The 21074-nt window shown below is 73.2% G+C and carries 18 protein-coding genes; 12 read left to right on the top strand and 6 right to left on the bottom strand.

Features of this window, described 5'->3' with window-relative positions:
- Positions 1-5: 5 nt before the first annotated feature.
- On the bottom strand, positions 6-1235 hold the full coding sequence (locus ACIP4Z_RS23605; protein WP_401311147.1) for an 8-amino-7-oxononanoate synthase: 1230 nt from the start codon (positions 1233-1235) through the stop codon (positions 6-8).
- A gap of 285 nt (positions 1236-1520) precedes the next feature.
- Between ACIP4Z_RS23605 and bioB the strand changes: the two genes are divergently transcribed.
- The 3 genes from bioB (at position 1521) to bioD (ending at position 5032) form a co-directional block, all read left to right on the top strand.
- Positions 1521-2762 carry a biotin synthase BioB gene (gene bioB, locus ACIP4Z_RS23600; protein WP_401311144.1) on the top strand — a complete coding sequence of 414 codons (1242 nt, stop codon included), beginning with the start codon at positions 1521-1523 and terminating at the stop codon, positions 2760-2762.
- Positions 2755-4080: an adenosylmethionine--8-amino-7-oxononanoate transaminase gene (locus ACIP4Z_RS23595; RefSeq protein ID WP_391045151.1), complete on the top strand. Its 1326-nt coding sequence runs from the start codon at positions 2755-2757 to the stop codon at positions 4078-4080. The genes bioB and ACIP4Z_RS23595 overlap by 8 nt, the downstream gene beginning before the upstream one ends.
- A 220-nt stretch (positions 4081-4300) precedes the next feature.
- The gene (gene bioD, locus ACIP4Z_RS23590) at positions 4301-5032 is read left to right on the top strand and encodes a dethiobiotin synthase (RefSeq protein WP_355341205.1); all 732 of its coding nucleotides are present in this window, start codon (positions 4301-4303) and stop codon (positions 5030-5032) included.
- 92 nt (positions 5033-5124) lie between these two features.
- Here the strand turns inward: bioD and ACIP4Z_RS23585 are convergent, their stop codons facing one another.
- Positions 5125-5529 carry a fic family toxin-antitoxin system, toxin component gene (locus ACIP4Z_RS23585; protein WP_355341208.1) on the bottom strand — a complete coding sequence of 135 codons (405 nt, stop codon included), beginning with the start codon at positions 5527-5529 and terminating at the stop codon, positions 5125-5127.
- The gene (locus tag ACIP4Z_RS23580) at positions 5526-5765 is read right to left on the bottom strand and encodes an antitoxin (protein WP_355341211.1); all 240 of its coding nucleotides are present in this window, start codon (positions 5763-5765) and stop codon (positions 5526-5528) included. The genes ACIP4Z_RS23585 and ACIP4Z_RS23580 overlap by 4 nt, the downstream gene beginning before the upstream one ends.
- A gap of 181 nt (positions 5766-5946) precedes the next feature.
- On the opposite strand from ACIP4Z_RS23580, the gene ACIP4Z_RS23575 reads away from it, so the two are divergent.
- From ACIP4Z_RS23575 to ACIP4Z_RS23560, 4 genes are all read left to right on the top strand, one after another.
- The gene (locus ACIP4Z_RS23575) at positions 5947-6372 is read left to right on the top strand and encodes a GNAT family N-acetyltransferase (protein ID WP_355341214.1); all 426 of its coding nucleotides are present in this window, start codon (positions 5947-5949) and stop codon (positions 6370-6372) included.
- A gap of 91 nt (positions 6373-6463) precedes the next feature.
- The gene (locus ACIP4Z_RS23570; protein WP_391161985.1) at positions 6464-7897 is read left to right on the top strand and encodes a CNNM domain-containing protein; all 1434 of its coding nucleotides are present in this window, start codon (positions 6464-6466) and stop codon (positions 7895-7897) included.
- Complete coding sequence (locus ACIP4Z_RS23565) at positions 7894-8910, top strand: hemolysin family protein (RefSeq protein ID WP_401311137.1); 1017 nt, start codon at positions 7894-7896, stop codon at positions 8908-8910. The genes ACIP4Z_RS23570 and ACIP4Z_RS23565 overlap by 4 nt, the downstream gene beginning before the upstream one ends.
- A gap of 76 nt (positions 8911-8986) precedes the next feature.
- The gene (locus ACIP4Z_RS23560) at positions 8987-9892 is read left to right on the top strand and encodes an SGNH/GDSL hydrolase family protein (RefSeq protein WP_401311135.1); all 906 of its coding nucleotides are present in this window, start codon (positions 8987-8989) and stop codon (positions 9890-9892) included.
- A gap of 23 nt (positions 9893-9915) precedes the next feature.
- Here the strand turns inward: ACIP4Z_RS23560 and ACIP4Z_RS23555 are convergent, their stop codons facing one another.
- Complete coding sequence (locus tag ACIP4Z_RS23555) at positions 9916-11769, bottom strand: CocE/NonD family hydrolase C-terminal non-catalytic domain-containing protein (protein ID WP_401311132.1); 1854 nt, start codon at positions 11767-11769, stop codon at positions 9916-9918.
- Positions 11770-12097: 328 nt separating this feature from the next.
- On the opposite strand from ACIP4Z_RS23555, the gene purB reads away from it, so the two are divergent.
- The 3 genes from purB (at position 12098) to ACIP4Z_RS23540 (ending at position 15488) form a co-directional block, all read left to right on the top strand.
- On the top strand, positions 12098-13531 hold the full coding sequence (purB, locus tag ACIP4Z_RS23550) for an adenylosuccinate lyase (RefSeq protein ID WP_355341229.1): 1434 nt from the start codon (positions 12098-12100) through the stop codon (positions 13529-13531).
- A gap of 37 nt (positions 13532-13568) precedes the next feature.
- The gene (mug, locus tag ACIP4Z_RS23545) at positions 13569-14117 is read left to right on the top strand and encodes a G/U mismatch-specific DNA glycosylase (protein ID WP_401311128.1); all 549 of its coding nucleotides are present in this window, start codon (positions 13569-13571) and stop codon (positions 14115-14117) included.
- A gap of 213 nt (positions 14118-14330) precedes the next feature.
- Complete coding sequence (locus tag ACIP4Z_RS23540; RefSeq protein ID WP_355341235.1) at positions 14331-15488, top strand: ROK family protein; 1158 nt, start codon at positions 14331-14333, stop codon at positions 15486-15488.
- Positions 15489-15596: 108 nt separating this feature from the next.
- On the opposite strand, the gene ACIP4Z_RS23535 is transcribed toward ACIP4Z_RS23540, so the two are convergent.
- Positions 15597-16358: a GntR family transcriptional regulator gene (locus tag ACIP4Z_RS23535; protein WP_355341238.1), complete on the bottom strand. Its 762-nt coding sequence runs from the start codon at positions 16356-16358 to the stop codon at positions 15597-15599.
- Positions 16359-16749: 391 nt separating this feature from the next.
- On the opposite strand from ACIP4Z_RS23535, the gene ACIP4Z_RS23530 reads away from it, so the two are divergent.
- On the top strand, positions 16750-18210 hold the full coding sequence (locus tag ACIP4Z_RS23530; protein ID WP_391045172.1) for a solute carrier family 23 protein: 1461 nt from the start codon (positions 16750-16752) through the stop codon (positions 18208-18210).
- Positions 18211-18432: 222 nt separating this feature from the next.
- Here the strand turns inward: ACIP4Z_RS23530 and ACIP4Z_RS23525 are convergent, their stop codons facing one another.
- Positions 18433-19464: a DMT family transporter gene (locus ACIP4Z_RS23525; RefSeq protein ID WP_401311123.1), complete on the bottom strand. Its 1032-nt coding sequence runs from the start codon at positions 19462-19464 to the stop codon at positions 18433-18435.
- A 46-nt stretch (positions 19465-19510) separates the two neighbouring features.
- On the opposite strand from ACIP4Z_RS23525, the gene ACIP4Z_RS23520 reads away from it, so the two are divergent.
- The gene (locus ACIP4Z_RS23520) at positions 19511-21070 is read left to right on the top strand and encodes a PLP-dependent aminotransferase family protein (RefSeq protein WP_401311120.1); all 1560 of its coding nucleotides are present in this window, start codon (positions 19511-19513) and stop codon (positions 21068-21070) included.
- Positions 21071-21074 lie beyond the last annotated feature (4 nt).

Here is a 21074-nt window from a genome sequence, read left to right as displayed (position 1 = left end):
CGCCGTCAACCGCGCGGCGCCGTACGGACGATGACGTCCACCGCACCCGCGACCTGCGCGTCCGTCAGGTCGCAGCGCGCGGTCAGCCGCAGCCGGGACACCCCGTCGGGGACGGACGGCGGCCGGAAGCAGCCGACGGCCAGACCCGCGGCCCGGCACCGGGCCGCCCACTCGACGGCCGCCTCGGGCGAGGGCGCGCGCACCGACACCACACAGGCGTCGGGCGCCGTCGCGTCCAACTCCGCGGCGGTCAGCATCCGGTGGAAGGCGCGGGCCACGTGCAACGCGCGGTCGGCGCGCTCCGGCTCGCGCCGCAGCAGCCGCAGCGCGCCGAGGGCGGCGCCCGCCGCGGCCGGGGCGAGACCGGTGTCGAAGATGAAGGTGCGGGCGGCGTTGACCAGGTGCTCGATGACGGCCGCGGGGCCGAGCACCACACCGCCCTGCGCGCCGAACGCCTTCGACAGCGTCGCCGTGCTCACCACGTCGGGGGCCCCGGCGAGTCCGGCCGCCGCGAGCGCGCCGCGCCCGCCCTCGCCCAGCACGCCGAAGCCGTGCGCGTCGTCGACGAGCAGCGCGGCGCCGTACTCGCGGCAGGCCGCGGCGAGCGCGGGCAGCGGCGCCGCGTCGCCGTCCACCGAGAACACCGAGTCGCTGACGACGACGGAGGACGCTCCCCCGGACCGGGACGCGTCGGCGTCCCGCCGGGCCCGCGCGCCGAGCGCCTTGCGTACGGCCTCGGGGTCGGCGTGCGGCACCACTTCGGTGGTGGCGCGCGACAGGCGGCAGCCGTCGATCAGTGAGGCGTGGTTGGCGGCATCGGAGACCAGCAGGGTGTCGGGGCCGGTCAGCGCGGTGACGGCGGCGAGGTTGGCGGCGTAGCCGGAGGCGAGGACCAGGGCCGCCTCGAAGCCGGTGAAGTCGGCGATCTCCGCTTCGAGTTCCGCGTGCAGCGCGGTGCTGCCGGTGACCAGCCGGGAGCCGGTGGCGCCCGCGCCCCAGCGCAGGCAGGCGTCGGCGCCCGCCTGCGTGACCTCGGGGTGCCGGGTCAGGCCGAGGTAGTCGTTGCCCGCGAGGTCGAGCAGTTCCCAGTCCGCCGGGCGGGGGCGCAACTCCCGCCGGAGCCCGGCCTCGCGCCTGATCCTGGCCTGTTCCGCGATCCAGCCGAAGGGACCTGACGGGTCGGCGGTGTCGCTCCCGGCGGAGGCGTGCGGGTCGGCGGGGTCGGTGCTCTTCACGGGTGTCCCTGGGGTCGGCGGGTCGATGGATCGGGCGGATCGGTGCGCGAGCCGGTCGGGCGGATCGGCGGCTTTTCGGCTCAGCGGTTCTTCGGCTCAGCGTTTCAGTGGCACTTCGGTTCAGCGGCACTTCTGGTCGGGCCGCGCGCCCCCTCACACGGACGTCATCAGCAACGTACTGGCCCGCACACATGCACAGGGTGTGGTGATGCACACACCAGTAGCCACCCGAGTTGTGCGGTCCGCCATTGGCCGCGGGTGCCGTCGTGCGCGAGGATCGCCCCTATGGATCTGCTGACCACTCTCGTGGACAAGGGGCTGCGGCGCGAGCTGCCCACCAGGGACGAGGCGCTTGCCGTCCTCGCGACCTCCGACGACGAACTGCTCGACGTGGTGGCCGCCGCGGGCAAGGTGCGCCGCCAGTGGTTCGGACGCCAGGTCAAGCTGAACTACCTGGTCAACCTCAAGTCCGGGCTGTGCCCCGAGGACTGCTCGTACTGTTCGCAGCGACTCGGCTCGAAGGCCGAGATCCTCAAGTACACCTGGCTCAAGCCCGACGAGGCCGCCGCGGCGGCGCGCGCCGGGGTGGCGGGCGGCGCCAAGCGGGTGTGCCTGGTGGCGAGCGGGCGCGGTCCCACCGACCGCGACGTGGACCGGGTCTCGGCGACCATCGCGGCCATCAAGGACCAGAACGAGGACGTCGAGGTGTGCGCCTGCCTCGGCCTGCTCTCCGGCGGCCAGGCCGAGCGGCTGCGGACGGCGGGCGCGGACGCGTACAACCACAACCTCAACACCTCCGAGAACACCTACGGCGACATCACCACGACGCACACCTACGCCGACCGTGTGGACACCGTGCGGCAGGCGCAGGCCGCCGGGCTGTCCGCGTGCTCGGGGCTGATCGCGGGTATGGGCGAGAGCGACGCGGACCTGGTGGACGTGGTGTTCTCACTGCGCGCGCTCGACCCGGACTCGGTGCCGGTGAACTTCCTGATCCCGTTCGAGGGCACGCCGCTGGCCAAGGAGTGGAATCTCACCCCGCAGCGCTGCCTGCGCATCCTGGCGATGACGCGGTTCGTCTGCCCGGACGTCGAGGTACGGCTCGCGGGCGGCCGTGAGGTGCACCTGCGCACGATGCAGCCGCTCGCCCTGCACCTGGTCAACTCGATCTTCCTGGGCGACTATCTGACCAGCGAGGGCCAGGCGGGCCAGGCCGACCTCGACATGATCGCCGACGCGGGCTTCGAGGTGGAGGGCGCGGGGACGTCCACGCTGCCCGCGCACCGCGCCGACGTCGCGGAGGCGGCGACCGGCTGCGGTTCCCACGCTTCCGGCTCCGTGTGCGGCTCGCACGAAGGCGGCTGCGGCCCCTGCGGCCACGCCGAGGACGCGGCACCCGCCGCGAGCGCGGCGCCCGTGCGGACCGAGACGGTGCGGACGGAACCGGTACGCGCCGAGGGCCCGCGCCCCGATCTGGTGGCGGTACGGCGACGCGGCGCGGGGACGGACCTGCCGCCCAATGCCTGAGCCCTGCCCCTCGCCCGACGCGCCGCTCGACCCGGACACGCTGCTGGCGCTGGACCGGGAGCACGTCTGGCATCCGTACGGCCCGATGCCCGGCCGTCAGGAGCCGCTTGTCGTCGCGTCCGCCTCCGGCGTACGGCTGCGGCTCGCGGCGCCCGCCGAGGGCCGTACCGAACTGGTCGACGGCATGTCGTCGTGGTGGTCGGCGATCCACGGCTACCGGCACCCCGTGCTGGACGACGCGGCGCACGCCCAGCTCGACCGGATGAGTCATGTGATGTTCGGCGGGCTCACGCACGAGCCCGCCGTACGTCTCGCGGCCAAGCTGGTGGAGATCACGCCGGAGCCGCTGCGGCATGTCTTCCTCGCCGACTCGGGTTCCGTGTCGGTCGAGGTCGCGATCAAGATGTGCCTCCAGTACTGGCGTTCGCTGGGCAGGCCGGACAAGCAGCGGCTGCTGACCTGGCGCGGCGGCTACCACGGGGACACCTGGCAGCCGATGTCGGTGTGCGATCCGGACGGCGGCATGCACGAGCTGTGGTCGGGCGTGCTGCCCCGGCAGATCTTCGCCGACGCCCCGCCGCCCGGCTTCGACGCGGCGCCCGACGCCGTGTACACCGCGCATCTGCGGGAGTTGATCGGACGGCACGCCGACGAGCTGGCCGCCGTCATCGTCGAGCCGGTGGTGCAGGGCGCGGGCGGCATGTCCTTCCACTCCCCCGAGTACCTGCGGGTGCTGCGGGAGGCGTGCGACGAACACGACGTCCTGCTGGTCTTCGACGAGATCGCCACCGGTTTCGGCCGCACCGGCACGCTCTTCGCGGCCGAGCACGCCGGGGTCTGCCCCGATGTGATGTGCGTCGGCAAGGCGCTGACCGGCGGCTATCTCACGATGGCGGCGGCGCTGTGCACCGGCGAGGTCGCCGAGGGCATCTCGCGCGGCGAGGTGCCGGTGCTGGCGCACGGCCCGACCTTCATGGGCAATCCACTGGCCGCCGCCGTCGCCTGCGCCTCCGTCGACCTGCTGCTCGACCACGACTGGGCGTTGGAGGTCAAGCGCATCGAGTCCGGGCTGCGCGAGGGCCTGGACGGGGTCGCCGCGCTGCCCGGTGTCCGCGATGTGCGGGTGCTCGGCGCGATCGGCGTCGTCCAGCTCGACCACCCGGTCGACATGGCCGCGGCCACCGCCGCCGCGGTGCGCGCCGGGGTGTGGCTGCGGCCCTTCCGCGATCTCGTCTACACGATGCCGCCCTATGTGACGGGCGACGACGACGTGGCGCGGATCTGCGCGGCGGTACGGGACGCGGCCGTCGCGGGCTGACCGGGCCGCGTCCCGGGCGGCAGACGCACGGCATCCGACATACCGCGCGCCGTACGGCATACGTCGTACGAGCTGACCGCGCTCGTCACCAATTGGGCGGAATGAGCGGTCCCGGCACGGGTACGAGGCGCGCCGGGACCGTACGCTCCGGGCACACGCGCGGCGCCCGGAGCGGCACGGCGACATGACATGGCACGGCAACGAGGAACGGAGCGACACCATGGCCATCGTGGTCATCACCGGAACGGGTACCGAGGTCGGCAAGACGGTGGCCACCGCCGCCGTGGCCGCCGCGTCGCTCGCGCAGGGGCTGAGCGTGGCCGTGCTCAAGCCCGCCCAGACGGGCGTGGCGGACGGCGAGCAGGGGGACGCCGCGGAGGTGGCCAGGCTCGCGGGCCCGGTGACGGCGGCCGAACTGGCCCGCTACCCCGAGCCGTTGGCGCCCGCGACGGCGGCCCGCCGCGCCGGGCTGCGGCCGGTGGGCCCCGAGGACATCGCGGAGGCGGCGGCCAAACTGTCCGCGGTGCACGACGTCGTGCTGGTCGAGGGCGCGGGCGGGCTGCTGGTCCGCTACGACGAGCAGGGCTCGACCCTCGCCGACGCGGCGGCGCTGCTGCGGGCGCGGGTGCTGCTGGTCGCCCCGGCCGGGCTCGGCACCCTCAACAGCACGGCGCTGACCGTCGAAGCGCTCAGCGCCCGCAAGGTCGACTGCATCGGTGTGATCATCGGAAGCTGGCGGGCCGAGCCGGAGCTGGCCGAGCGCTGCAACATCGCGGACCTGCCCGAGGTCGCGCAGGCGCCGCTGCTCGGCGCGCTGCCGGAAGCCGCCGGCGCCCTGTCCCCCGCCGCCTTCCGCACCGCCGCCCCCGACTGGCTGGCCCCGCAGCTCGGCGGCACCTGGGACGCGGCCGCCTTCGCGGAGGTCTTCGCCCCGGCGCCGTACAAGGCGTAGGCGCGCGGGGCATCGCCGTACAGGGCGCAGCCGTACGTACGGGCAACCGCGAGCGGGCGCAGCCGTACGTACGGGCGACCGCGAGCGCGCCGCTATCCGACCTGTCCGGCCGGGCCCAGCTCCGCCTCCGTCGTCCAGGTGCGCAGCTCGTCGGCTATCCGGTCCAGTGGCGCCGAGCCGTCCTTCACCAGCCGGGCCAGGTCACGTACCTGTTCCGGCGTCATGGAGGGCTTGAGGCGGCTGGCGACGAGGTAGGCGTAGGCCACGGCCGAGGCGAACAGCGCGTTCGTCTCCTCCAGCGCCGGGACGTGCACGAGCAACTGGAGCATGGCGGCGGCGCGGGTGTGGGTGTCGGTGTAGACGGGCGTGCCGAAGATCTCCGCGTCGTGCCTGCTGACGGCCGCGACGAGCGCGCCCCAGTCGGTCACCTGCGGGTCGCCCGGCGTGTAGTGCTCGGCGACCATCAGCAGCCATGCGAGGTCGATACGGAGGGTCAACGCGCGCCTTCACCCCGGGCGGCCGCCCGGGTGCCGAACTCCTCGGCGAAGACCTCTTCGTAACGCTTCATGAAGTCGGCGGCGGCCTCGACGAATGCCTTGCCGTTCTCGCCCTCGTCCTGCTGGACGAGTTCCTCGATATAGCGGTTCACACTGATACCGCGCTGCGACGCGCGCTGCCGGGCCGTCTCGGCCGTGGCTTCGTCCACCCGAACGTTCAACTGGGTCTTCGACATGCGTCCACGCTAGCGCCGTGGCGCTAGTAGCGGCAAGGGCGCCTTCCTCGGCAACAGCGGGAACCTCCCGCGCCCCCCGGGGACGGATCGGGGCCTTCGACCGTTGGCAGGGCATGAACGACATTCATCTCGCATGCCGGAATTCCCCACCCGGAAATCGGTGCGGTGATTGGCTGCGGTGATGAGCGATCTTCACCTTCGGACCGCCACCCCCTCCGACGCCCTGCCCGTCCTCGCCTTCTGGCGGGTCGCGGCCGAGGGCACCAGCATCAGCGACGACCGGGCGGGGGTGGAACGACTGATCGCCCGCGACCCCGGCGCCCTGCTCCTCGCCGAGCGGGACGGCGACCTCGTCGGTACGGTCATCGCCGGTTTCGACGGCTGGCGCTGCCACCTCTACCGCCTCGCCGTCCACCCGGACGCCCGGCGTCAGGGCGTAGCGACCGCGCTCCTCGACGCCGCCGAACGCCGCTTCACCGCGCTCGGCGGCAGGCGCGGCGACGCGATGGTGCTCGAACGCAACGAGCGGGCGCAGCACGCCTGGAGAGCGGCCGGGTACACCCGCGAGTCCCGCTGGCGCCGGTGGACCAAACCGCTCACCTCATGACGGTCCACCGAGCGACGACCGGGCCGGCCCCGGACCGCCAATACCGAGCGGTCGGCCCGGTCGTGGCCGATCATGGGACCGAGGTGACCGGATGACTGAAACACTTCTGCTGTTGGTGGCCGTACTGCTCACCCTCGCCTGCGGCGTCTTCGTCGCGGCCGAATTCTCCCTGACCACGATCGAGCGCGGTGAGCTGGAGCGCGCGGCGCGGGACGGCGAGCGCGGCGCCGCGGCGGCGCTGGCGGCCGTCCGCACACTGACCGTGCAGCTCTCCGGCGCGCAGCTCGGCATCACCGTGACGGGGCTGGTCATCGGCATGCTCGCCAAGAGCTCGATCGCGGAGCTGCTGCGCGGGCCGCTGCGGGCCGCGGGGCTGCCGGACTCGGCGTCGTCCTCCGTCGCCCTGGTGCTGGGCACCGCCCTGTCCACGGTGGCGCTGATGGTGGTCGGCGAGCTGGTGCCGAAGAACTGGGCGATCTCCACTCCGCTGCCGGTCGCCAAGGCCGTGGCGGCGCCGCAGCGCGCCTTCACCGCCGCCTTCCACCCGCTGATCCACCACCTCAACAACACCGCGAACCGGGTGCTGCGCGCGATGGGCCTCGAACCCGCGGAGGAGCTGGCGTCGGCGCGCGGCCCGCAGGAGCTGGCCGCGCTGGCCCGGCACTCGGCCAAGGAGGGTGTGCTGGAGGCGGACACCGCGGAGCTGTTCGTCCGTACCCTCAACCTCGCCGAGCTCACCGCCGAGAACGTGATGACGCCGCGCGTCCAGGTCACCGCGCTCGAAGCGCAGGCCACCGCCGAGGACGTGGCGAACGCGACCCGCGCGACCGGCCTGTCCCGCTTCCCCGTCTACCGCGGCAGCCTGGACTCGGTGATCGGCACCGCCCACATCAAGGACGTCCTCGCGGTCCCCGCCGACCGGCGCCCGCGCGTGCCGGTCACCGAGCTGCTGCGCGAACCGCTGCTGGTCCCGGAGACGCTGACGGTCGACCGGCTGCTCGACCGGCTGGGCGGACGGCGCTCGATGGCCGTGGTGATCGACGAGTACGGGGGCACGGCGGGCGTGGTGACCATGGAGGACATCGTGGAGGAGGTCGTGGGCGAGGTCCGCGACGAGCACGACCCGCACGAGCTTCCCGACCTGCTCTTCCTGCGGGAGGCGCCGGACGGGCGGCGGATCTACGACGCGGACGGCGCGACCCGTACCGAGGACCAGTTGGAGCGGATCGGGCTGCACGCCCCCGACGGGCCGTACGAGACGCTGGCCGGTCTGGTGGCCCAGCGCCTCGGCCGTATCCCGGCGCGCGGCGACGCCTTCGAGCTGGACGGCTGGCGGATCGAGGTCACCGACGCGAGTGGGCACCGGGCGTCGCGGGCCCGGCTGATCTCCCCCGCGCGGGCGGCCCGGGCCCCCGCCGCCGCGGACAGGGCGGCGGGCGGCACGCCCGGCGCTACGGCGGGCAACCCGCCCGGCAACGCGCCCGGCGACACCGCGGGCACGGCCGAGCGGAGACGTGACCGATGACCGTCGTCCAGTTGCTCATCGGCGCGCTCACCCTCGTGGTGAACGCGTTCTTCGTCGGCGCCGAATTCGCCATGATCTCGGTACGCCGCGGCCAGGTGGAAACCCTCGCCGAGAGCGGCGACCGCCGCGCCCGCAGCGTGGTGTGGGGTCTGGAACACCTCTCGCCGCTGCTGGCCGCGGCGCAGCTCGGCATCACCGTGTGCACGCTGGTGCTCGGTATCGTCGCCGAGCCCGCCATCGCGCACCTGCTGGAGCCGGCGTTCCACGCCGTGCACGTGCCGGAGGGCGCGATCCACGTCATCGCGTTCGTGATCGCGCTGGCCGTGGCCACGTATCTGCACATGCTGTTCGGCGAGATGGTGCCGAAGAACATCGCGCTGGCCGATCCGGTGCGGTCCGCGCTGGTCCTCGGCCCGCCGCTGGTGGGGCTGACCAGGGCGCTGCGGCCGGTGATCTTCGCGATCAACGCGTTCGCCAACACGCTGCTGCGGCTGCTGCGGGTGGAGCCGCGCTCCGAGGTGGCGGCCGTCTTCTCCGACGACGAGCTGTCCCGGATGGTGGTGGACGCCGGGGCGGCGGGGCTGCTCGACGAGCGGGCCGCCGAGCGGCTGCGGGACGCCCTGGAGCTGGGCAGGCGGCCGATCGGCGAGATCGTGGTGCCGCCCGAGCGGGTGGTACGCGCGCCGCTGGGCATCACGCCCGAGGGCCTGGAAGCGCTCGCCGCCGACTCCGGTTACTCCCGATTCCCGGTCGCCGACCCCGACGGCCGGGTCCTGGGCTACCTGCACGTCAAGGACGCCCTGGACGCCGATCCGCGGGACGCGCCCTTCCGGCGCACCGCCCTGCGGCACATCACCCGCGTCGGCGCCGCCACCCCGCTGGACGACGTCCTCACCGCGATGCGGGCGGGCAGCGCCCACCTGGCGGCGGTCGTGGACGACGCGGGGCGCGGCATCGGGCTGGTGACGATGGAGGACGTGCTCAAGGAGCTGGTCGGTCCCGGACGCCCCTGAACGGCCGGGGCGACCGGTAACGGGTCCCGACCTCGTTGCCGGTGCTCCTGAGCGGTCGCATAGGATCTCCGGCGCCATGCAGAATGACGCACAGACAGACACACAGGCAGGCGCGGAGGCGGGCGCGCGGACGCCGGCCGCGTACAGCAGCTTCGTCGCGGTCGGCGACTCCTTCACCGAGGGCATGTCCGACCTGCTGCCCGACGGGTCCTACCGGGGCTGGGCGGACCTGCTCGCCGCCCGCCTCGCCGCCGCTTCCCGCACCGCCACCGGGGACGGGGACGGAACCGCGACCGGGACCGGTCAGCAGCCGGAGCCGGAGGACGGTCCGGGCTTCCGGTACGCGAATCTCGCCGTGCGCGGCAAGCTGATCCGGCAGATCTCCGAGGACCAGGTCGACGTGGCCGCCGCGATGGGCGCCGACCTGATCACCCTGGTCGGCGGCCTCAACGACGTGCTGCGGCCCAAGTGCGACGTGGACGAGGTCTGCGCGGTCCTGGAGAGCTGTGTCGAACGGCTCGCGCCGGCCTGCGGCCAGCTCGTCCTGATGCGCAGCCCCGCCCGGCGCGGGCCGGTCGCCGCCCGCTTCCTGCCCCGGATGGAACAGCTCTTCGCCTTCCTCGACGACCTCGCGGCCCGCCACGGCGCCCTGGTCGTCGACCTGTACGGCGCCGAGGTCCTGGGCGACCAGCGCATGTGGGCCGACGACCGGCTCCATCTCACGGCGGACGGCCACCGGCGCGTCGCCGAGGCCGTCTGGCAGACCCTCGGCCATCCCGCCGAGTCCGACTGGACGGTCGGTCTCCCCCCGGCGGTCCGCCCCGGCTGGACCGCCCGCCGCACGGCCGACCTGCGCTTCACCCGGCGGCACCTCGTCCCGTGGATCGGCCGCCGCCTCACCGGCCGCTCCTCCGGCGACGGCCGTCCCGCCAAGCGCCCCGACCTGCTGCCGTGGGCGGCCGGTCCGTCGTACGACGACTGATCCGCCGTACGACGGGTCGCCCGTCAGCCCAGCGGCAGGTCCAGGTGGGACTCCTCTCCCGGCGGGGAGCTGACGGTGGTCGTGCTGCCCTCGACGTCGGCGTCGGAGTAGAGCTTGTCCTTGCTGTTGACGACCAGGGCCAGCCGGTGGCCGGCGGGCACGTCGTAGGCGGCGGCCTGGAGCTGCCAGGTGACGGTGGTGTCCTGGCCGGGCACGAGGTCGGACAGGGTGTACGGCTCGTGCGTGACGATCCGCGCCGTCCGGTCCTCGGCGATGTCGAAGAGGTACGCGACCAGGGTCGTGGACGCGGCGGAGCTGCGCACGGTCAGCCGGACCTCGGGGATGCCGCGAATCCGGCGCGCCACGTGCGGGTCCGCGCCCGCGGGGAGCGGATCGGTGGCCCACAGCGCCAGGTGCTGCCGGTCGAACTTCTCCGTCTCGTAGGTCTTCGGATTGCCGTTCCACTCGGCCTTGCCGGTCGCCACGATCCCGTCCACCGCCGTGGCCTCGGTCAGGTGCCCGGCGATGAACCCGCGCGACCAGCCGGGCGCGGGCTCCTCGGTCAGTGACCCGTCCCGGCGGCCGGCCCCGGTGTTGGCCAGATACCAGCGTTCGGTGGAGACGGTGACGTCGCCCCAGGTCTGCCGGGGTTCGCGCCGCGCCGGGGTGACGACGGTGTCGTCTCCTGTGCCGGAGCCCGGCCGGGTCTCGTAGGTGAACATGATCTGGTTGTTGACCTGGGGCCAGTCGGGCACGTCGTTCGCCTCGCCCCGCAGGTGGTGGTCGAGCCAGGCGTACGCCTCGGCCATCGCGAGGTTGGGGCCGGTCGGCCCGGCCAGCGGTCCGGTCAGTCCGGGACCCTCCGGCACCGCGTGGTCACCGATCCACATGTTCAGCCGCTTGGGGACGGTGAGGCGGTTGAAGGTGGCCAGCACCTGGTTGACCGGGAACAGGCCCTCGTGCCAGGTGTTGGAGATGAAGGTCGGCACACCGCGGTCGTTGGTGGCGTCGGTGTACGCCTCCGGTGCGCGTTCCGTGCCCCACGCCACGACCGCGTCCATGTTCTGATTCGCGTGGAAGTCCGCCAGGATCTGCTGGGTGGCCTCGTCGAATTTGCGCTCCACGGGTCCGCCGGTCAGGGCGAGCAGGACGGCCACGGCCTGGAGGTGCCGGGTGTCGTGGTGGTAGAGGCTGGTGGCCAGATTGCCCCAGGTGCTCAGCGCCACGACCGCGTCCACCCGGTCGTCGTTCGCCGCGACGAGCTGGCTGATCCCGGACCCGTAGGACTCGCCCAGGAATCCGATCCTGCTCGGCGCGAAGTGCTCCTGCGCGTAGTCGATCACCGAGGACCCGTCGGCCCAGTCGTTGGGTCCGCCGACGTCGATGAAGCCGCCCGAGGTGAACGGGCCGTCCACGTACCCGTGGCCGGGGATGTTCACGGTCAGGCCGATCCCGCGCGGGGTGTACGCCAGCACGTGGTAGCCCTTGAGGGCCAGGGTCAGGTGCGCGTACTCGAACAGCGGCCAGCCGACCGGGGTCCAGCCCGCGGGGAGGATGACCAGCGGGCGCGGTTCCGCGGAGTTGTGCCTGATGGTGTGCGCCGCCAGCCGGGTCCCGTCCTGGGCCCGGATCCACGGGAAGCCGACGGTGGCGACCCGCAGCACGTCGTCGGTGAGCCGGCGCAGGTCGCGCGGCAGCAGGTTCTGGGTGGTGTTGCCCTGCAACGCGGCGACCAGCGCCTCGCCCAGGTTGGCCGCGTCGGGATTGACGCTCGCGCCCGTGCCCCAGATGCCGTTGTCGGCGACCTGGGTCAGTTGGGCGGTGGTGACCGCGCGGACCTCGTCCTGCGGAGGTCCGTCCCCTGATGACGTGCTCATGAGCGTGTTCCTTCCGTCTCGGTCCCGGACAGCCGGGTGACCGGGTAGCAGAACATGTGGCAGAAATCGTGCGAATCGCCACACCTCGATCGTGGGACCTCGCCGATCACCGGGGACAGGGCGCGAACCGACGCGCGGAAGCGTCCGGGCGGCCGCGTACGCCCGGCGCAGACCTACGACAGACCCGGGTCGACTCGGCAGTGGTACGGCGCCGGGGGCACCTGCGGCGCGCGGCGGTCACGGCCCCGTCCCCGGACCGCTGACCAGGGCTCCGGCGCGTGTGACCGGCGGAATCCGGCCGCCCGGATACCCGGTAAACTCTCCGCACGTGACTGCTAAGCCGCGCATCCCCAATGTCCTCGCAGGCCGCTACGCCTCGGCGGAGCTGGCCACCTTGTGGTCTCCCGAGCAGAAGGTGGTGCTGGAGCGCAGGCTGTGGCTGGCCGTGCTGCGAGCGCAGAAGGACCTGGGGATCGAGGTGCCGGAGCAGGCCATCGCGGATTACGAGCGGGTGGTCGAGCAGGTCGACCTCGGCTCGATCGCGGAGCGCGAGAAGGTCACCCGGCACGATGTGAAGGCGCGCATCGAGGAGTTCAACGCGCTGGCCGGGCACGAGCAGGTCCACAAGGGCATGACGTCACGGGACCTGACGGAGAATGTGGAGCAGCTTCAGATCCGGCTGTCGCTGGAGCACGTCAGGGACCGTACGGTCGCGGTGCTCGCGCGGCTGGGGCAGCTCGCGGGTGAGTACGCGGAGCTGGTGATGGCGGGCCGCTCGCACAATGTGGCGGCGCAGGCGACGACGTTGGGCAAGCGCTTCGCGACGACCGCGGACGAACTGCTGGTGGCCTTCGAGCGGGTCGAGGACCTGATCGGCCGCTATCCGCTGCGCGGCATCAAGGGTCCGGTCGGCACCGCGCAGGACATGCTGGACCTGCTGGGCGGCGACAGCGCGAAGCTGGCGGATCTGGAGCAGCGGATCGCCGACCACCTCGGCTTCTCGCGGGCCTTCACCTCGGTCGGCCAGGTGTACCCGCGGTCGCTGGACTACGACGCGGTGACGGCGCTGGTGCAGCTCGCCGCCGGTCCCTCGTCGCTGGCCAAGACGATCCGGCTGATGGCCGGGCACGAGCTGGTCACCGAGGGCTTCAAGCCGGGCCAGGTCGGCTCGTCGGCGATGCCGCACAAGATGAACACCCGTTCCTGCGAACGCGTCAACGGCCTGATGGTGATCCTGCGCGGTTACGCGTCGATGACCGGCGAGCTGGCGGGCGACCAGTGGAACGAGGGCGATGTGTCGTGCTCGGTGGTGCGCCGGGTCGCGCTGCCCGACGCCTTCTTCGCCTTCGACGGGCTGCTGGAGACGTTCCTGACGGTGCTGGACGAATTCGGTGCCTTCCCGGCCGTCGTCGCCCGCGAACTGGACCGCTACCTGCCGTTCCTGGCCACCACGAAGGTGCTGATGGGCGCGGTGCGCGCGGGCGTCGGCCGCGAGGTCGCGCACGAGGCGATCAAGGAGAACGCGGTGGCGTCCGCGCTGGCCATGCGCGAGCAGGGCACCGAGCGCAACGAACTGCTCGACCGGCTCGCCGCCGACGCGCGGATCCCGCTGGACCGGGCGGGTCTCGACGCGCTGATGGCCGACCGGCTGTCGTTCACGGGCGCGGCGGCCGGACAGGTCGCCGAGGTCGTCCGGCGGATCGAGGACGTCACCAAGGCGCACCCGCGGGCCGCCGCGTACCGCCCCGGCGCGATCCTCTGACCACCGGGACGAGCAGGACGAGCAGGCGGCAGCCCGTATGACTCCGGAACAGCTCACGGCGGCCCGCGACCGCACCCTGGACGATGTCATCGGGGGCGGTCTGCGGGTGCTGTTCTGCGGGATCAATCCGGGGCTGATGTCCGCGCATCTCGGGCAGCACTTCGCCCGGCCGGGCAACCGCTTCTGGCCCGCGCTGCACGCTTCCGGTTTCACACCGCGCCGGTTCGCCCCGGCCGAGCAGGAGGACATGCTCGCGCTCGGCCTCGGGATCACCAACGTGGCCGGGCGGGCGACCGCGCGGGCCGACGAGCTGACGGCGCGGGAGCTGGTCGAGGGCGGGAAGCAGCTGACCGCGAAGGTCGAGGAGTACCGGCCCGGCTGGCTCGCCGTGCTGGGCGTCACCGCCTACCGGGTGGCCTTCGCGGACAAGCACGCCCAGGTCGGCCCGCAGGAGCGGACGATCGGCGCGACCCGGATCTGGGCGCTGCCGAGCCCCAGCGGCCTCAACGCGCACTGGTCGCCGGCCGCTCTCGCGGAGGAGTTCGCCCGACTGCGCGTCGCCGCGGGTCACGAGCCGAAGCCGTAGCCCCCCGCCCTGCCGTTCCGCCTGGGCCGGCGGGACGGCCGCGCGCGGCACCGGCACTCCACCGCTCCCGCGCACCGTCCCCGTAGGACGTTTGGCGTCCCGTCAGCGCTTACGGGACGCCACGCGTCTTGGCGGGTACGGGCGACCACTCGCCGCGACGGCCCGCGCCCGGTACGATCCGCCACACACAGGTACAGGCTGGGAGGACATACGTTGGGGCGGCTCACCGGCGGGGACCCATCCCTGCTCCGGCGGATCAATTCCGCGGTCGTCCTCCATGCGCTGCGCGGGGCGCAGGCCCCGACGCTGACCGAGCTGGTGCACAGCACGGGACTGTCGCGGCCCACCGTCGAGGGCGTCATCGAGGGCCTGGCCGAGTCGGACCTGGTGGTCGAGGTGGCCCCCGAGGGCGCCGACGCGCGCAAGCAGGGCCGTCCCGCCCGCAGGTTCCGTTTCCACGCCGAGGCCGGGCATCTGCTGGGCATCGAGATCGGCGCGCACCAGGTACGGGTGGTGCTGTCGGACCTCAGCGGCCAGGTGCTGGGCTCGCACGGCCGCGAGGTCGACGAGGCCGCGTCCGCCGACGACCGGCTGGAGCGGGTCCGCGGCACGGTCGCCGAGCTGCTGCGCAAGGCCGGGGTGGCCCGCAGCACCCTGTGGGCGGTCGGCGTGGGCAGCCCCGGCATCGTGGAGGCGCACGGCGAGGTCCGGCTGAGCACGGCGCTGCCCGGCTGGACGGGGCTGCCGCTGGGCGAGCGGTTGCAGCGCTCCTTCCGCTGTCCGGTGCTGGTGGAGAACGACGCGAATGTCGCGGCGGTCGCCGAGCACTGGAAGGGTGTCGCGGTCGACACCGACGACGTGGTCTTCGTCCTGGCCGGGCTGAGCCCCGGCGCGGGTTCGCTGATCGGCGGGCGGCTGCACCGCGGCTTCGGCGGCGCGGCGGGCGAGATCGGCGCCCTGCACCTGCTGGGCCGCGAGGTCACGCCCGAGCACCTGCTGTCGACCACCGGCACCCCGCTGCACCCGCTCGACGAACCTGCGGTCGCGCGGGTCTTCGCGCTGGCGAAGAAGGGCGACGTACAGGCCAAGGACGCCGTCGAGCGCTTCCTTCGCCGCCTGGTGCACGACGTCGCCGCGCTGGTGCTGGCGATCGACCCGGAGCTGGTGGTCGTCGGCGGCTGGGCGGCGGGCCTCGACGGGGTCCTGGAGCCGCTCCGTTCCGAGCTGGCGCGCTACTGTCTGCGGCCCCCGAAGGTGACGCTGTCCGCGCTCGGGCAGGAGGCCATCGCGACCGGCGCCCTGCGGCTGGCCCTGGACCATGTCGAGGAGCAGCTCTTCGCGGTGGAGCAGACGTCACTGGCGCGGCACTGACGTATCAGTACCGCGCCATGGTGACGTCGGGTCGGCGTACGGCCGCCGGGCTCGGCGCCTCCGGTCGTCTGGACCGGTGGGCGCTCGCCGCCGGGGCAGCCGCCCGGTTCAGGAAGCCTGGCGGCTGTCGTCCTGGTGGTGGGTGACCTCAAGAGCACCCGAGTCGCCGAAGGTCAGCCGGCAGGTGTCGGCGCGGTACGTGGCCACCGACGCGGCGGCGACCCGGCCCTCGGAGAAGTAGCGGGTGGTGACGACCAGGACGGGCGCGCCGGGCAGCCGGTCGAGCTGCTTGGCGTCCTGGGCGCTGGCCGAGCCCAGCTCGACGGAGCGGTCCTCGCCCTCCAACTCCAGCGTGTGCAGCTCGCGCAGGACGGCGGGGCCGTGGTTGGCGGGCGTGAGCATCGTCGACAGCTCGGGCACCGAGGCCGGGGGCACGTACAGCAGCTCGGTCGCGACGTGCTGGCCGCGCATCACGCGCTCGCGGCGGATGGTGTGCACCGCCTCGTCGCCGCCGGTGCCGAGGAGCGCGGCGATCGGGCCGGGCGCGGCGGCCTCGACGCAGCCCACCGTGTTCCAGGAGTCACGGCCGGAGCCGGGCCACGCCTCGGCGACCGGTCCCACGGACACGCCCATCCGCGGCGGTGCCACGGTGGTGCCGACCCCCCTGCGCCGCTGGAGGCGCCCTTCGAGTTCCAACTGTTCGAGCGCCTGCCGGAGCGTCGCACGCGCGACACCGAAGCGGGCGGCCAGGTCCCGCTCGTTCGGCAGGATCTCACCGACCTCGAACTCCGAGTCGAGGGCGTCGTTCAGCACGGTCTTCAGGTGCCAGTACTTCGGCTCCTGCACCGATTCGAGCTGCGTGGTCCCCACCCTGTCCTCGCAATCACCGGGTCCGCGACGGGCTCTGGCTTGTCGGCCACGCCCTCGGCTTGTTCAGCCTTGTTTCCGAACCACTATTTATTAAAGGTCCTTGCACTACTACGTCTCGAAGATAGAGCCGCCTCGTGAACTTGGTCAAGACCAATCCTCGAACGCGACGGCCTGCTATGGGGCGGGCGCGCGAGACGTTCATGAGTTGTTGACGGTGTGCTGAGACGCCGTTCGTGATGTCCGTGGGAAACGACGCGGGTGTTGACCTGGGCATGACTGAAACCCGACGGTGATACGGGGTAACGCCACGGAAACCCGCCGCGGCCGACCGGGGAGCACAATCCGTGTGCCCCGCCCTCGTTCCACCGTTTGTTGAATCCAGAGGAGCACCATGTCAGGACCCGTCGTGGACGCGGAGAAGCCGTCGTCCGGACCACCACCCGCGGCCAGTCCGCTGGACCGCTACTTCCGGATATCGGAGCGCGGATCCACGCCCGGCCGGGAGATACGCGGCGGCCTCGCCACCTTCTTCACGATGGCGTACATCCTCGTGCTCAACCCGATCATCCTGGGCAGCGCCACGGACAAGTTCGGGCACCACCTCTCGGTCGCCCAACTCACCACCGCCACCGCGCTGGTGGCGGCCGTGATGACCGCGATCATGGGCGTCGGCGGCAACCTCCCGCTGGCGATCGCGGCCGGTCTCGGCCTGAACGCCGTGGTGGCCTTCCAGCTCGCCCCCAAGATGAGCTGGCCCGACGCGATGGGCCTGGTCGTGCTGGAGGGCCTGCTGATCTGCGTGCTCGTCGCGACCGGCCTGCGCGAGGCGATCATGAACGCGATCCCGCAGCCGATCAAACAGGCGATCAGCGTGGGCATCGGCCTGTTCATCGCCTTCATCGGCTTCGTGGACGCCGGATTCGCGAGCCGCATCCCCGACGCGGCGAAGACGACGGTCCCGGTGCAGCTCGGCGCGACCGGGACGCTCACCGGCTGGCCGGTGCTGGTCTTCTGCCTCGGTGTGCTGCTGACGGTCGCGCTGGTCGCGCGGCGGATCAAGGGCGCGATCCTGATCAGCATCGTGGTCATGACGATCGTGGCGATCGTCGTCAACAAGATCGCCGACCTGCCGGACTCGGCGTGGGGCCTGACGGTGCCCAAGGTGCCGCACCATGTGACGTCGACGCCCGACTTCGGGCTGATCGGTCACTTCAGCCTCTTCGGCGGCTTCCGCGAGGCGGGCATCGTCACGGCCGCGCTCTTCGTCTTCACCCTCGTGCTGTCGGACTTCTTCGACGCGATGGGCACGATCGTCGGCATCTCCAACGAGGCCGGTCTGCTGGACGAGCAGGGCCGGGTGCCGAACATCGGCCGCGTGCTGTTCATCGACGGCGCCGCCGCCGTCGCGGGCGGCGCGGCCTCCGCCTCCTCCAACACCGCCTACGTGGAATCCGCCGCGGGTGTCGGCGAGGGCGCCCGTACGGGTCTGGCCAGCGTCGTCACCGGCGCGCTCTTCGTGGTGGCGCTCTTCCTGACCCCGCTCGCCGGCGTCGTCCCGTCCCAGGCCGCCGCCCCCGCCCTGGTCGCCGTCGGCTTCCTGCTCATGGCACAGGTCCGCACCATCGACTGGACGCAGTACGACATCGGCATCCCGGCCTTCCTCACCATCGCCGTGATGCCCTTCACCTACAGCATCACCAACGGGATCGGCGCGGGCTTCCTGTCCTTCGTCGTGATCAAGATCGTGCTGGGCAAGGCGCGCGAGGTGCATCCGCTGGTGTGGGGTGTGTCGGTGTGCTTCCTGGCGTACTTCGCGATCGACCCGCTCCAGCAGGTGCTCGGCGCCAAGTAAGCACTCACGGAGGTCTGATGACGCGCCGCACGGTCCCTCGGCGCCGCCGAGGGACCGTGCGGGACGCGCCGCGCGCGGCGGCACCGGGCGGACGACGCCCCGACCGGGACGGGGGCGCCCGGTCGGGGCTGCTGGCCGGACCGGTGTCGCGCACCGGCCCGTACTGTCACAACTCGCCCACCCCAGCGGGAGTTCCCGGCCGCGCGGAATTTTGCCATCCGGCTATGGGGCGTCCGCCGCCGCCGGAACGGTCCGCCGATCGCGGTCGGATACGTGCTCGGGAGGCCGGTGCTCGGGAAGCGGCTTCGTGGGAAGCGGCTTCGCGGGAGGCCGGTTCGCGAGAGGCCGGTTCGCGGAAGGTTCCTTCGCGAGCGGCCGTCGGCGGGACCGCAGCGCTCCCGAGCCGACGGCGACACCGACCGCGACCAGGACGCTGCCCGCGAGTTGACCCGCCCCGAAGGTGCCGACCGCCACCAAGGGCGCGGTCACCGCGGCGGACACCGGGATCAGCCCGGAGAAGAGGGTGGCGCGCTCGGTGCCGATCCGCTGCACGCCCGCGTACCAGCACAGGAATCCGATCACGGTGGCCACCAGCGACTGCCAGCCGAGCGCCAGCGCCTCGGATCCGGTGGGTACGCGGACCGCCGCCCGGCTCTCGGTCACCAGCCCCAGCGTCCCCGCCTCCACGGCGGCCAGCGCGCACACGCACGCCGACAGCAGCGGCGGCCCCAGCGGCTTCACCAACGGCGCCGCGAGCAGGGCGAATCCGCACTCCCCCACCAGCGCCATCACCGACCAGAACAGCCCCACGCCGTCCGTGCCGCCCCAGCCCTGCACCACGAAGGCGCCGGACGCCACAAGCACGGCCCCCGCGGCGACCGTCCGCGTCGGCCGCCGCCCCGCCCCGAGCGGTACGAACACCGCGACCACGACCGGGGCACACCCGACCAGCACGCCCGGCACCGCCGGTTCCGCGGTGCGCTCGGCCGCGAGGATCGCGAGGTTGAAGCCGACCATGCCGATCGCCGCCACGCCCGCCGCCAGCGCCCACTGGCGTACGGTCAGCGCCCGCAGTCTCCGCACGGCGCCTTTGCGCGCGGGCCACAGGAGCAGCAGACAGGCCGAACCGTAACGCAGCGCCTGGCCGCCCGCGTGCGGATAGTCCACGAGCGCGCCGCCCGCGGTGAAGGACGCGCCGACCAGAACACAGGCGACAGTGGCGAAGAGGAAGCCGGCGCGTGGGGATGAGTTCATACGACGACGGTATGGAGACAAGCGGTCCGGTTTAAGGTCCATTCCCATGGGAGTTAAGAGGACCAATTCGGATGGTGCCGGGGCGGACCCGGAGGGGGCGGGCGGCGCGCCGACCGCGGCGGCCGGGTCGGACGTACCCCGGACGGCGGTCCCGGCGGGCCCGCCGGCCGGCGGGCCGCACGGCGCTCAGCCCGAGGGGTGGACCGCCGCGTGGGAGCTGTTGCTGCCCTCCGCGGGGGCGTCGCCGCGAGGGCGGGGGCGGGCGCTCCAGGCAGCGCTGCGGGACGCCGTGCGCTCGGGGCGGCTCGCACCCGGCACGCAACTGCCCGCCAGCCGCGAACTGGCCGCCGACCTCGGCGTGTCGAGGGGCCTGGTCACCGACGCGTACGCGCAGCTCACGGCCGAGGGGTATCTCAGCGGGCGGCAGGGCTCCGGCACGTGGGTGACGGGCGCGGGCGCCGAACCCGTACCGGCCGCGACGGCCATGCCCGCCGTGGACGACCGGGGCGGTCCCGCGGACCTCAGGCCGGGTCTGCCGGACCTCTCCCTGTTCCCGAGGGCCGCGTGGTCGGCCGCCCACCGGCGGGTGATCGCCCGGCTCCCGCACCGCGCCTTCGGCTACCCGGATCCGCGCGGCCTGCCCGAACTGCGCGAGGCGCTCGCTGAGTTGCTGGCCAGGCGGCGCGGGGTGGCCGCGGACCCCGACCAGGTGATGGTCTGCTCCGGCGTGGCCCAGGCGCACACCCTGCTCGGCTTCGTCCTGCGCGGGCGCGGCGAGCGCGCGACGGCCGTCGAGGACCCGGGCAGCCCCGAGCAGAGCGGACTGCTCGGCGCGACGGGGCTGACGGCGGTGCCGGTGCCCGTCGACGAGGAGGGCCTGTCGGTGACGGCGCTGGCCGCCGCCGGAGTACGGTCCGCCATCGTCACGCCCTGCCACCAGTTCCCGACCGGGGTCGCGTACTCGGCGCGGCGGCGCGCCCAACTCACCGACTGGGCCCGTACGGTCGACGGTCTCGTCATCGAGGACGACTACGACGGCGACTTCCGCTACGACCGCGCGCCGGTCGGCGCCCTCCAGGGCCTGGACCCCGGCCATGTCGCCTACACCGGCTCGGTGAGCAAGACCCTCGCCCCGGGGCTGCGGCTCGGCTGGCTCGTCGCGCCGCCGGACATCATCGCCGACGCCGCCGCGCGCAAGCGCACGATGGACCTCGGCAACCCGGTCACCGAGCAGGCCGTCCTGGCCGACTTCCTCACCTCCGGGCAGTACGACCGCCACCTCCGCCGCTGCCAGCGCCTCTACCGCCGCCGCCGCGACACCCTCACCACCGCGCTCGCCGCGCACTTCCCCGGCGCCACGACCAGTGGCATCGCCGCCGGTCTGCACGCCATCGTCACCCTCCCACCGCGCTACGGGCCCCCGTCCCGTCTGCTGTCCGCCGCGACCGCCGCCGGAATCACCCTCCGCCCCCTGTCCGACTACGAGCACGCGCCGACGCGGGTGCCCGGCGTCCGGTTGGTCATCGGGTACGCGCACCTGTCCCCGGAGTCGATCACTCGCGCGGTCGAGCTGCTAGCCAGGGCGGAGTCGGCCGCACCGCGCTGAGACG

The organism is Streptomyces sp. NPDC088910 (genome assembly GCF_044749865.1).
GTDB lineage: Bacteria > Actinomycetota > Actinomycetes > Streptomycetales > Streptomycetaceae > Actinacidiphila.
Note: the sequence above shows the minus strand (reverse complement) of the source record. Positions and strands in the feature narration are given on the sequence as shown.